Raw genomic sequence first — 13,080 nt, 5'->3', positions numbered from 1 at the left:
GGGAGTCTGGCCGAGAATACCGCAGAGGGCATTTACATTGACATCAATGACGCGCAAGCAGCGCCGTGAGCAGGAACGTCAGCGGAAAAAATTGTACAAAAAACTGAACAGGGTATCCAGCCGCGCGATCGATAATATACAGAATAATGGCGTTGTCGATACTTCGGAAAACCTCGGCCTTTCCAAAATTTCGGATCATATTTCCGATTTTGCCGATCCCCTTTACAATTCCAGCTGGGATCAGGACGGTGTTGATGATATTCACGAACTGGTCTGTTGTTGCTGGAACATAGGCACCTGTGATGATGAGTGGGAGGATTTCTTATGGGACTTTTTGATCGAGCGAAAACTGGACGAGTGTTTTGATGACCCAGATGGGATCCTCGCCAACAAGCTCTCGGGCATCATTGAGCAACGGCGCACGAAGTTTGCCGAAGACCGTCGGTTTATCATGGACTTTCGCCTGGAGTTTACACAAGACAATGTCATGAATCTGCGTATAGTCAGCACGCCGATGAGGCAAAAAGATTTTCTGGCTATACAGGCAGCCAGGATGATGGCTATGGAGGCCGGAACGCTCGAGGCATAAGCGCCCGGGGAGCGGGCTTTAGCGGTAGCCGTCATTATTTCCGGCTGCTTTTTGCAGTGCTTTTACAGCGGGTGGATATGGTTCACCAGGGCCTGAGTCGCTTCACTGAATCGCTCGAACTCTTCATCAGTCATCAGCTTGTTATTTTTCCACGCCAGTACCATCAGGGTGGCCTTGCTTCGGGTCAGGCCATCGAAAAGATCCCTCATTGCCTTATTCCGGTTATGCACCAGGTCATAAAGTGGTTGATAGGCATCATGGTAGTCACAGTCATCTTCTTCGGTTAGTGCATGAACCTCTTGAAAAACCTGCTGGCAGTAACGCTGCAATAGAACCGGGTGCAGTTGTTTGACGACTTTCCAGTCACGTTCAGGGATCGAGTGCATATTGGTGAGCTTATCGCCGTGAGTGGACAGTATGGTAGCGTATTATACACCCTGTGGTTTCAGCCCATCGATCCAGTGACTGCCCCTGGCGTGCTCAGCCGTTGTGACCCGTTGGCCGGGCGGGGAAAAACACGGAGATAAAGCCCGTGCACCGTGATAAGGTAAAACCTCGATCGATGACCCAAGCGGAAAAGTGGGGCTAATAACAACCGCAGTCAGAGCCGGGAGCGGTTCCTTGGGAATGTCTGATGATCCATGCCTATGAGATGGATAGGTCGATGTTGGGTTGCCGGATATGGCCATAAAATGACCCGGTGATCTGGCCGACTGGCCTGCGTTACAGGCTTTTGAATCAGGGAAGATAAAATGAAGAGAAATAAATCCAGAGATTCGTAGCAGAGAAATTGCTGACCTAGGAGGCTGTCCGAGAACTAGCTATTGAAAAAACGAAAGCTTCAGCATTTTCTTGGCTGATCAAATATTGACCTAAATTTAGCCTGTTTTGGGGTAAAAATTGCGTTTTTTACCCTTTTGCTTGCCTTTATGCTGCCATTTTAAGCCTTTTTGCTTCTTCAAGACGGATTGATCCCGTTGAAACCGATTTGACAATTTTTTTGAAATTATAAGCACTGCAGACCAGTGAAAATTCTCCAGCCACTTTTTCCTTACCCCGGACACTGAACCCTCTGAATCCTGAGTTCTTGATTTGGCCAAAAGGCGGTTCCGCAATCACCTTGCGACGCTCATAAACCGCTTTGGCCTCTTTGGTTTCCATTTTGCGGTTCATCGCCTGGCGTATGGCTTCGTGGCGGTCTGTGCGAATCACTTTCCCCGGGTCTTTGTTGTCACCACTGCACCTTTTACGTAACGGGCAATCCCGGCAGATATCTTTACTGACGCGGTAGCTTTTGTGTTTTGCTTTGCTAGCCGTGTTATAAATCAGCTTCTCACCGGCAGGGCAGGTAAAGCTGTCGTCTGCTTCATGGTAAATAAAATCCGCTTTGACAAACTTTCTGTCAGAGTCTTCCAGTCCCTCTGTTGCAGGCTTCTCCTGTCGATCCGTAGCCATGTAAGCGTCAATGTTCGCATCATCAAACGCTTGCAGGTTGGGCCCTGAGTAATAGCCATTATCCTCACTCATTTTGCCAATGGACGCGTTATCTGTTGCTTCTGCAATGGCTTCAAGTGCAGGCTTTACTTCCTGCTTGTCATTGGCATGCTGGCTGATGTGCTGGCCAACAATGATACCATTATCGCTGTCGACGCTGATCTGGGCGTTATAACTGTACTGATAGCCACTGCCTTTTTTACCCATGATCCTGGCATCATGATCAGCAAAGCTGATTTGCTTTTTGTCGTCTATCGGCTTATCGGGATTCAGGGCCTGTTCCCGTTCTTCAAGCGCTTTTTTGGCCTCCTGGATTTTCTCTAACCGTTCCTGCTTGAATTGCAAGTCTTCAGGAATGCTGTAGCCAGTCTCCTGCTGATAAGCATCGTCCTCTTCACTGTCACTGGTTTCGGCTTTTTTAATCAGGGCCTCAACTTCAGCCATTAATTCAGCTTCTTTGGCCTTAAGTCGTGCGTAGCTCATGGCCTTATGCTTTGATGAGTCGGCTTTGAATTTGGAACCATCAAGAGCGATGTGGCCCAGCGAGGCCATCTGTAGTTCCCGGGCGAGCAGCACGCTCTGTTTGAAACTGCTTTTAAAAAAGGTGGCCTGGTTTTTACGAAAGTCACTGAGCACCCGGAAATTTGGGCAGTGCTGTTTGGCGATATACATGAAAGCCAAGTCCTGATTGCAGCGCCGTTCAATCTCCCTGGAGCTGAACACACCATGGCTATAGGCATAGATCAGGATCGATATAATCAGTCGTGGGTGGTAGGCATTCTGGCCAAGATGGTGATACTGCTTTTCCACTTCAGAGGTGTCGATATGCTTGAAGATATCTTCAAAAACGAAGCAATCATGATCTGGTGGCAGCAGGTCGAAGATGTTCGATGGGAACATCAGGTGCTGGTCAAAATCAGCAGGGTTATCTTTGAATTTGATTGATGACATCCGTTTCGGCAACAACAAAGTGGGCAGAAGATGCCTGATTATACTTAATCAGGCTATTCTCGGACAGCCTCCTAGCCTAAAGGCAAACTACACCGTTTGACCTGAAATAACACCCAGGCCTTGGCTGGATAATCAGAGCCAATAAAAACCATCGCTACCTGCTAATGATGAGAATGGTGTCAGGATGAAAGATCGTGTCACGGCCATCAAGATCATGGTAAAGCGATGCGGTGACATACCCACTCCAAGTCACTGGCTGGCAATTCGTCCATCAAGAATGAAATCTTCAGTCCTGAAGTGATAGCCAGTGAGTACTACTAGGCAGAAAAGTAAGCTGGTGAACAATCCCGATTCTATTGGTTGTGGGTGTTGCTTGAGGGGCGTTTGCCGTTGAGTAAATAAGCCTGAAAGCGTGTTAATATATGACCGCAGATAATGCTGTTCTTTCGCTTTAAGAAGTTGAGCGACGTGAATTGTTGTAAAAAAGTGTTGTAATATTTTTGTAAATCAGAAAAAGACTTAAAAAAACATCGGTTTTACAGCAAGTTAAAGCAGTGCTGACTATCGAAATATAATTTCGTTATAATTCCCGGTTTTCTCTGGTCATTAGTGTGTCTTTATGGCTTGAGTTTGCAGGTCAGGATAGACATAAATGCCGACTGGATGCAGAAGCGGTGCTGTTTCTGAACATTGTCTGGAAACTGTCCTATTGTTTTGATTCCCTTGATGAGTGTGTTTTATGCAGAGTATCTCCCAGCGAATAGCTGAAGAGTTGGGTGCCAGGCCCGAGCAGGTCACCAGTGCTGTTCAGCTGCTTGATGATGGATCCACGGTTCCTTTCATTGCCCGTTATCGAAAAGAGGTCACCGGAGGTCTGGACGATACTCAGCTGAGAACGTTGGAAGAACGTCTCCGTTACCTGCGAGAGCTGGAAGATCGCCGTGAAGCCATTCTGAAGAGCATTTCGGAGCAGGATAAACTGACGCCTGAACTGGAAAAAGATATCCGCTCTGCCGATACCAAAACCCGCCTGGAAGACCTCTACCTTCCCTATAAGCCCAAGCGCCGCACCAAGGCCCAGATTGCCCGTGAGGCGGGTCTGGAGCCTCTGGCAGACACGCTCTTCACTATGCCAGAAAAAGATCCTGACGTTGAAGCCGCCGCTTTTGTGGATGCCGATAAGGGCGTAGAGGATACCAAGGCTGCTCTGGAAGGTGCCCGTTATATCCTGATGGAACGTTTTAGCGAGGATGCTGAGCTACTGGGTCAGCTGCGTGAGCTGCTCTGGAATGACGGTATCCTGAGCAGTCGTGGCGTTGAAGGCAAAGAAGAGGAAGGCGCCAAGTTCCGCGATTACTTTGAGCATGATGAGCCACTGAAAAGTGTTCCTTCCCATCGGGCGCTGGCCATCTTCCGTGGACGAAATGAAGGGGTATTGCAGGCTAATATCCGCCTTGCCAATGAGCCGGAAGACCGTCGTGAAACCCATCCCTGTGAGAAGCTGGTTGCTGATTTCTGGAAGGTTGAGCAGAAAGGTCGGGCGGCAGATGACTGGTTGAAAGATGTCGTTCGCTGGACCTGGCGGGTTAAGCTGCTTTCTCAATTGGAAACCGAGCTGATGACCCGCATTCGCGAAAACTCTGAAGAGGAAGCCATCAAGGTCTTTGCTAAAAACCTGAAAGATTTGTTGCTGGCTGCGCCAGCAGGCCTCAGGCCAACACTTGGTCTGGATCCGGGTTTGAGAACCGGGGTGAAGGTTGCTGTGGTTGATGGCACAGGCAAGCTGGTGGAGCATACGACCATCTATCCACATGCTCCCCAGAAAAAGTGGAAGGAAGCACTTGGTACTTTGGCTACCCTCTGCCTGACCCATCAGGTTGAGCTGGTCAGTATCGGTAACGGAACGGCATCCCGTGAAACCGATCGACTGGCTGCCGAATTGATGCGCAGTTACCCAAAACTCGGCCTGACAAAAATTGTTGTCAGCGAAGCGGGAGCATCTGTGTACTCGGCATCCGAGCTGGCCGCCCGGGAGTTTCCGGATCTGGATGTTTCTATCCGTGGGGCAGTATCCATCGCCCGACGTTTGCAGGACCCTCTGGCAGAACTGGTCAAGATTGAGCCAAAGTCCATTGGTGTTGGTCAGTATCAGCACGATGTCAGCCAGATCAATCTGTCTCGCTCTCTGGAAGCAGTGGTTGAGGACTGTGTAAACGCGGTCGGTGTTGATCTTAATACAGCTTCCAGTGCTCTGCTGGCACGGGTATCAGGTCTTAACCGCACCCTGGCAGACAACATCGTTGCCTACCGCAATGAAAATGGTGCATTCAGAAGTCGTCAGGATCTGCAGAAGGTTGCCAGGTTTGGTGCTAAAACTTTCGAGCAGGCCGCAGGCTTCCTGAGAGTGATGAATGGTGATAACCCTCTGGACAGTTCCGCCGTCCATCCTGAGGCGTATCCTGTGGTTGAGAAGATTGCCAATCAGTCCAGCCGGGATGTGCGGGCTCTGATCGGGGACTCTGCCTTCCTGAAGGGGCTGAATGCGGCAGACTTTACCGATGAAACCTTTGGTCTGCCAACCGTTACTGACATTATCAGTGAGCTTGATAAACCTGGTCGTGACCCACGCCCGGACTTCAAAGCAGCAGAGTTCAAGGAGGGGATTGAAGATATCCGCGATCTGAAACTCAATATGGAGTTGGAAGGTGTGGTCACCAACGTTACCAACTTTGGTGCGTTTGTCGATGTTGGTGTCCATCAGGACGGATTGGTGCACATCTCTGCCTTATCGGAAAACTTTGTCAAAGATCCCCGTGAAGTTGTCAAAGCCGGCGATATTGTCAAGGTCAAAGTCATGGAAGTGGACGTGGCACGCAAACGCGTCGGGCTTTCCATGCGGATGTCGGATAAGGCTGAAGAGCGAGCAGAAGCTCGCCAGCAACCACGGCAAGCCAGAACTGAAAAACCTGCCGGTCATAGCAAGCCACAGAAAGCCAGTCAGTCAGGTAATCGTGGCAAGAAGCAGGACTCAGGTGGCACTTTTGCCGACTTGTTTGCCAATGCGAAACAACTTCGCAAGTAAAAGCCTCAGCGAAAAATCGCTTTTGATAGTGTCAGCAAAGACCTTGTTGATGGTGATGGTGATGGTGATGGTGATGGTGATGGTGATGGTTGCTTGAGAACGAAAGAGCCAGGCAAGTCTTTGTCTGGCTTTTTTAGGGGATTTAGAAAATTCAGGCTGGTATCATAGGGATCGCAGGACGTGATCAGCTGCTAAGCTGATTGTTGTTTTATCATGCTCACTCAGGTTTTTTGCTCGGTTTGAAACTGAGTACTTATTGGGGATTCGTTCATGTTGTCGTGGTTACGGGTGTCCGCGTTGCCAATAAGAATCATCTCTTTGAACGAATATTAGACCTATACCTAATTATTATTGGATCTGTACCTTGGCTACTGAGTATCAGGATCTTCTGGAGCTTTTCCAGCCCCGTGCTAACCATTCAGTCCTTCATGGCATCTGCCATGGTATTGAGCGTGAAAGTCTCAGGGTTACCTCAGATGCCCGTCTTTCCCAAAAACGTCATCCTGAAAAACTGGGGCGTGCATTAACTCACCCGTACATCACGACCGACTATTCTGAGGCATTGCTTGAATTCATAACGCCGGTACATTGCCGAATTGATGATACGCTCTCTTTCCTTGAACAGCTTCATCAGTACGCTAATCAGCATATTGATGGAGAACTGCTCTGGTCGGGTAGTATGCCACCTCTGCTTGAAGGGGATGACAGTATTCCTATTGCTCATTACGGAAGTTCTAATATTGGCGTGATGAAAAGCATTTATCGTGAAGGGCTCTGGCATCGTTATGGCAAGCCAATGCAAACGATCGCCGGTATTCACTATAACTTTTCCCTGCCAGAAGCGTTCTGGGCGCTGTTACGGCAGTACTCTGGACAAGAAGAAATTAACGTTCAGGATTTCAGGTCGGCGGGTTATTTTTCCCTGATCCGGAATTTTCTGCGTTACTCGTGGCTGCTGATGTACCTGTTTGGAGCCTCTCCGGCCGTGAGCCGAAGTTTTTTTGCCGATGGCGGCGCTCAGTCAGGCCTTCAGTCGCTCGATAAGGACTCTCTTTATCTTCCTTATGCGACGTCGTTACGTATGAGTGATATGGGGTACAGCAATCACGCCCAATCATCCCTGAATATTTGCTACAACACACTGGAGGACTACGTGGACAGCCTTTCCAGTGCCATTCGTACACCATACCCGCCCTATGAGGCCATTGGTCTGAAAAAAAACGGTCAATACCTGCAACTGAATACCAATCTTCTGCAAATAGAGAATGAGTATTACAGCACTATCCGCCCTAAGCGAATTGCCCGCTCAGGAGAAAAACCCGTGACTGCCCTGCGCAACGAAGGCGTTGAGTATGTTGAGGTACGCTGCCTTGATATCAACCCGTTTGAACCACTGGGGCTGAACGAGCTGGATGCCCATTTCCTGGATATTTTTCTGGTTTATTGTTCGTTGCAGGGCAGCGACCCTATCGATGCCGATGAGTGTGCTGAAGCCAGCAATAATTTTAAAACAGTGGTTATGGAAGGTCGCCGGCCGGGTGTCGCGCTGAAACAGAAAGGTCAATCAGTCGTACTCCAAGACCGGGGGCTTCAGCTGCTGGACGATATGTCACCCATTGCTGAGATGCTTGATCAGGCGAATGAATCGTCAACGTTTGTCAAGAGCTTACATGCACAACGGGAAAAGCTGAACGATGCCTCTTTAACACCGTCTGCTCAGCTGCTCAATACTCTTGAAACAGAGGGCTTCAGTTATATTGAGTTGATGATGTCTCTATCAGAAAAACACGCCAAAAGCTTCTCTGGACATGGTCTGAGTGATGAACGGCTAGCCTACTTTGAACAGGTTGCTCAACGCTCTATTGCCGACCAGTTGGCAAGAGAAAACAATGATAGAACTGACTTTGACGCTTTTCTGCAGGCGTATATGGCCGCAGAATAATTGTCTGTACTATTGTGCTTAGTCTGCAGCTGGGAGAAAGGACTCTCTGAGGAGACTGTCTGGGAAAAGAGCATCATGGTAAGGATGGTAGAAATAAAGTAACTATTCAGCACTGAGCAAAGGCATATTACAGTAATTCCGAACAGCTCTATGAAGTGATTGATATATGTCCATTCCCTGTTTTCTGGCAGACGACAAATAGCTGCGAATCCGTGCAAACATAGAACCACCGTCTGCACTCCTGAAGCAGCCTGAGATTTTCTGCTTTAACTTGGCCATTCGAACATCCCGCTCACTGCCATTGTTATCGAAGGGAATGGTAAAATCTGACATGAAGCGCAGTGTCTCAGCCTTGAACTCAGTGAGTCGTTTGAAGAGATTGTAAGCTTTAGTATTCTTGACTTTCTTGCGCTTAAGCTCCTCTCGTTGCTTCTCCATATAGACGACTTCTTTCATTAGAGCCCGCTGAAGCAACCGGTCATAAATCTTCTCGATTCGTTCACAGACAACACTTGGCATCTGTAGCATACCTATGGTCTTAAAGCCCTTGCAGTAATGCCAGGAAAGCCTCAGTAGCTTCATCAATCGCAACGCCAGTTGATTGCTGTCCCTATCAACAACACCCAAAAGCTCCCTCAGGTGATGGGCATTGCAAAGTACGTGAGTTGCCGCATATGCAAAATAGGATTTCCAATGATCATGAACCAGAACGCCTGCAAATGTTAGCAGTATGCCCATCGTGTCCATGGCCTCACGACCTCGCTTTTCAGACAAGTAGTAGAGCGTCCATTGTTCATCCCGCATAACGTGTAGCCAGTGCAAAGAGCCCTCGGCCCGCATACCCGTTTCATCGGCTCCGGCAACAGACGATTCCCGCAAGGCGTCACGAATAACCTCTTCAGTAGAAGCCAGATTTTCATAGGTTCTGGCCACAAAATTGGCGACAGTGCCTGCACTTACACTCATTTTATAGAGAGTATTAAAATACTCTCGACTTTAGAGTCTGTATAAAACGATAATTCGGTCAGCTTTTTATAGTGAAGCAAGCCGAAATCAGTGAACTGTTTTTCCAAGTTCGTTATTACTTCCGTTTTTTGCCTAAAAGCCTTTAGTTATGCTGCTTCTGAATTATCCGGTATTAACTGGTCGATCAGATCGCGAAAATTGAACTCATATTTTTGCTTATATCTGTTCCAGCCCTTGCGAATAGAGAACCTCGGAATAATTCCTGAAAGAGCAATTTTCATCATGCCTGCAGTGGTTGTATCCGGGCTTCTCCAGGGTATCCGAGAAATATTCAGACATGCCTGATTTTTACAAACGGTTAATAACTGCAATAATGCATAGCCTGCCATTTTCAAATGCATCCATCGAAGCAGTGTTCGCAATTTCTGCTGCCATAAATGGCAACAGCCAAAAGCATGTTTGAGTTGGTGAAACATTGGCTCTACCGGCCATCTCCGGGAATAGGCACGAAGCACCTCCAGTCCCTCAAGTTCCGGATTGGTCGAGATGAATATTCTGCTTTCGGTCAGACCTTTGTCATTTTCAAAGCGACTCCAGACGACGCGTACTTCACGACCTTTAAGGAATCTGGCGCGACAGATCAGGGTACGATAACGTATTTTGCGAAATTTGCCGTACATCCATACTGTTGCTTTTTCTTCCGGCAGTTTCTTAACCTGTTCTGTCGTCATCTTGATGCCGTACTTTTTTGGGCGCCCTCGCTTCTTTACGGTGGGTGCTGGCGGCAAAGCATAGAGGGCCCGATTTGAAGGTATCTGACCAACAACTTCTATGTTCATTTCCAGAGCTGGCTTTATCAGTGTCCAGTTCATATACCAGCAATCGGTTAGCAGGCGTAGCACTCGATCCTTCACTTCATTGCGTACCACCCTGAGCATGGCCACGGCAATTTTCAGTTTGCTGGTGTTACCTGAAGCTGGTGTCGGAAATGAGATCACCGGTATGGCGGTAAATACTTCATCTGCAGCCCGCTCAAATATGATGGCCAGGGAAACCCAACACTGCCCCCAGATGTACGTCGGCCGATTGCGTTTCTTGCTGTGTTGATGATGTGTACGACAAGCAGGGGCTTTGTCGGAAAACCGTTCGATTACCCAGTCATCAAGCCCCAGGACCACAGGTTGATTCTCAGGAGCTTTGGAGCAGACCAGACGGATCAAGTGGCGTGCCAAGTTCTTCCATTGCCACTTGCCCTGAGATAGCCAGTGGTGGTAGCTGCTCCACACACAATGAAAATCAATTGTTAACAACGCCTGTGTAACAAAGCCGTCGGCTGAAAGCATGCAACCGAACAGCAGTTCGCAGAACGTTGGTACTGCAGTTGATGATAGCGCTCCAGCAAGAAAGGTTGTATATGAAGCGAGCTCCCTGAGGATTACTTGATGATCTGAAGTGAGCATGGCAACCATCTCGAATTTCGTCATTGGGGATGGTTGCTTTTAGCAGATTATGCGCCGGAACTATTGTGCTCTTAAAACTCTAAAGTCGAGAAAATACTCTGACACGCGCTTAAAAGGCAGGAAATGGTATTGGTTAAGATAGACGGCCATAGCCTGTGTGGCTGAGCCATATTGTGCGGCAGCGGTAACACCTTCCGGGAATTCAGCCTGATTCCGACAACCACAAGTGCAGATTTTTACTTCAGCTCTATGGGCCGTTACTTCAAATTCACCCGGTCTCCCTGGTTCAAACACCTGTCGTTCAATATATTTGACCGGCTCACTATCAAGAAGAGACGCCTGACATTTATTGCATTCTTTAACCGGAAGGTACTCAATATAGTCAGGGATATCGACCTGTTTAAGACAAGTGCCCTGATGCCCTTTCTTTCCACCGGCTTTATTACCAGAAGACTGTCTCAGACTTTTAGGATTGGGTTTTTCATCCGATGGATCGGTACCTTTATCTGCGGAAAGGTCGTCAGAATGATCTGGAGAATTACTGTTTTTACAAGGTTTTTGATAACCATCAGACGATGGCGGCTTGCTGCTGTTTTGACTGTTCTTGCCAACCTTTTCTTCCAATTCTCGACATCGCTCTTCCAGACAGGCAACTCTCATCCGCAGCTCTGCATTCTCTTTCAAGAGAATCTCAGCCGACATAGTTGCGGGTAGTTCTGGAATCATGCTGGCGAATATTGTGGAAAAATGGTGCTTAAGAGGATGGTATAAAAATCAGAAAATTCCAGATTTATGTGGGGGTGCTGAACAGTTACGAAATAAATAGATAGTATGTGGTGAGTGGTGGTTCTATTTCCAGCCTGAGATAAGGTCTTGGGAGCGGTTTTTGGATGACGACATCAGGATTTCGCAGTATCGAAACCCGTCGATTAAAATAATTTTTTTTAATTAAACAAAAGTTTGTTAGCTGAAAAAGCTTTTGAGTTATCAGGAAAACACCCTGAAACCATTGAATTTATGATGTTCTTTGAAAACTTGCATTTTAAATTGCGTTGTGTTTTGGAAAAATAAACGCTTGCTGCAAAAAATTCACTGTCATAACCTAGCATCTGAGCCGCCTGACACAGGTGCTTACGAGGTCCCATTCACGCAGAAGAGATCTAATTGTTAGAGAGGAACTGTCTATCATGCTGGAGGGTTGCCAAACGGCCAAAGAACGTTGGGGAGGTGTATCAGAAATTATTGATCGCTGGCTCAACGAGCGTCAGGAGCTGATCGTGCTTTACTGCTCTATCAATGGAATGGATCAATTTGATGATGACAATCGTCCGGTGGCCAGTAAATTGAAGGAGTTGTGCCAGATTTTAGTGGATTATGCTTCCGCTGGTCATTTTGAAGTTTATGAGCATTTGATTCAGGAAGCCCACGAGCATAATGATGGGGGAATCGAACTGGCTCATACGATGCTGCCAAAGCTTGAACAAAATACGTCAAGATGTTTGAAATTTAATGACAGTTGTGAATCAATCAGCTCTCTGCAGAAACTCCAGGGTGCTGTATCGGAATTGGGTGAAACTCTGGAAGAGCGTTTCAGTCTTGAAGATAGAATGATTGAAACTCTGCATGAATCTCACCGGGAAAAGCTGGCTAACTCATGATTTTCGGATCAGGTGAGGATAAACTCTGAACTGTATTCAGGCCATTCAGTAGTTTTTGTCCTCATGTCAGTATCAACTGCTTTTGTTTACATCCCTGAGTTCTATCTTGAAAATTATTGCTTCATTGGGTCCAATAATTCCGGGAATACCACTGGAGCCGTATGCCAGAGTGGAGGGAATAAACAACTCCCAGGTTGATCCTTCAGGCATTTTCTGAATGCCTTCTGTCCAGCCCGCGATAACCCTGTTTAACTGGAAAGTAGCGGGCTGGTTTCGAGTGTATGAGCTCTCGAAAAGAGTTCCATCGATCCGGCGGCCTTCATAGTGAACAGTTATATGATCGGTAATAGATGGCTTGATGCCACTGCCTTTCGTGAGTACCCGGTACTGGAGACCGCTCTCCAGCACAACAATTCCAGGTTTTTTGCTGTTTTTGGCCAGAAAAAGCCGACTTTTTTCCAGGCTCTCCTGTGCTTCTTTCTGATACTTGACCTGCTTAAGTTTTTGCTTTTGAGTCTGCGCTAAATCAACAAAATAGGTGACTTCATCCTGCGATAGCTGTAAAACCTGGTTGCCAAGATTATCCTCTATCCCCTGGATAATGGCATTAATATTGATCCCATCAAATGGTTTAAGTTGCTCTGCCATGGATACTCCAAGGCTATAGCTTAATTTATCGCTTTCTGTTTCCAGAGTAGCAAATGAACACAGGGAGTAAGAGAGCAGGGTAACGCCGGTAAGCGCCTTGAACATCATATACACACTCTTTCTGATAATTTCCTATCTTGCTTTTCGGCACAGTCTTTTCAGAACAGGGTACTTCGATCCCTATCATTTAGTAAATTGGTTTTTTTGGCAACCCCAGTTTAACGCTGTGTAATGAAAAAGTGCCTAAATTAAAGTGCTTTTTACTGTAATGAGTATAAAAAATAAACGAC

9 protein-coding genes and 1 pseudogene are annotated in these 13,080 nt (G+C 47.3%); 4 read left to right on the top strand and 6 right to left on the bottom strand.

The genetic code is table 11. The features are described 5' to 3' along the window. Positions 1 to 46: 46 nt before the first annotated feature. Complete coding sequence (locus tag MJO57_RS32105) at positions 47 to 589, top strand: hypothetical protein (protein ID WP_252021721.1); 543 nt, start codon at positions 47 to 49, stop codon at positions 587 to 589. 62 nt (positions 590 to 651) lie between these two features. On the opposite strand, the gene MJO57_RS32100 is transcribed toward MJO57_RS32105, so the two are convergent. Together MJO57_RS32100 and MJO57_RS32095 are read right to left on the bottom strand one after the other, a co-directional pair. Continuing rightward, entirely contained in the window at positions 652 to 975 is a 324-nt protein-coding gene (locus tag MJO57_RS32100; protein ID WP_252021719.1) for a hypothetical protein, read from the bottom strand. 541 nt (positions 976 to 1,516) lie between these two features. Then, positions 1,517 to 3,034, bottom strand: a complete 1,518-nt coding sequence (locus tag MJO57_RS32095) for an IS1182 family transposase (RefSeq protein WP_252017502.1) — start codon at positions 3,032 to 3,034, stop codon at positions 1,517 to 1,519. Positions 3,035 to 3,773: 739 nt separating this feature from the next. Here MJO57_RS32095 and MJO57_RS32090 point away from each other — a divergent pair. Both MJO57_RS32090 and gshA read left to right on the top strand, forming a co-directional pair. Then, entirely contained in the window at positions 3,774 to 6,116 is a 2,343-nt protein-coding gene (locus tag MJO57_RS32090; RefSeq protein ID WP_252021717.1) for a Tex family protein, read from the top strand. 364 nt (positions 6,117 to 6,480) lie between these two features. Continuing rightward, complete coding sequence (gene gshA, locus MJO57_RS32085) at positions 6,481 to 8,058, top strand: glutamate--cysteine ligase (protein ID WP_252021715.1); 1,578 nt, start codon at positions 6,481 to 6,483, stop codon at positions 8,056 to 8,058. Positions 8,059 to 8,160: 102 nt separating this feature from the next. Here gshA and MJO57_RS32080 read toward each other — a convergent pair. The 3 genes and pseudogenes from MJO57_RS32080 to MJO57_RS32070 all read right to left on the bottom strand — a co-directional run. After that, positions 8,161 to 9,036 (bottom strand): annotated as a pseudogene (locus MJO57_RS32080) (IS66 family transposase); the annotation flags it as partial. A 134-nt stretch (positions 9,037 to 9,170) separates the two neighbouring features. Further along, the gene (locus MJO57_RS32075; protein ID WP_252017304.1) at positions 9,171 to 10,508 is read right to left on the bottom strand and encodes a transposase; all 1,338 of its coding nucleotides are present in this window, start codon (positions 10,506 to 10,508) and stop codon (positions 9,171 to 9,173) included. 36 nt (positions 10,509 to 10,544) lie between these two features. Beyond that, on the bottom strand, positions 10,545 to 11,210 hold the full coding sequence (locus MJO57_RS32070; RefSeq protein ID WP_252021713.1) for a DUF6444 domain-containing protein: 666 nt from the start codon (positions 11,208 to 11,210) through the stop codon (positions 10,545 to 10,547). A gap of 461 nt (positions 11,211 to 11,671) precedes the next feature. On the opposite strand from MJO57_RS32070, the gene rsd reads away from it, so the two are divergent. Beyond that, positions 11,672 to 12,142, top strand: a complete 471-nt coding sequence (gene rsd / locus MJO57_RS32065) for a sigma D regulator (RefSeq protein ID WP_252021711.1) — start codon at positions 11,672 to 11,674, stop codon at positions 12,140 to 12,142. 72 nt (positions 12,143 to 12,214) lie between these two features. Here rsd and MJO57_RS32060 read toward each other — a convergent pair whose 3' ends face one another. Further along, entirely contained in the window at positions 12,215 to 12,898 is a 684-nt protein-coding gene (locus tag MJO57_RS32060; protein WP_252021709.1) for an FKBP-type peptidyl-prolyl cis-trans isomerase, read from the bottom strand. Positions 12,899 to 13,080 lie beyond the last annotated feature (182 nt).

It is taken from the genome of Endozoicomonas sp. SCSIO W0465, from assembly GCF_023716865.1.
Taxonomy (GTDB): Bacteria; Pseudomonadota; Gammaproteobacteria; order Pseudomonadales; family Endozoicomonadaceae; genus Endozoicomonas.
The sequence above is the reverse complement of the archived record's forward strand: the minus strand, read 5'-3'. Positions and strand labels throughout refer to the sequence as shown.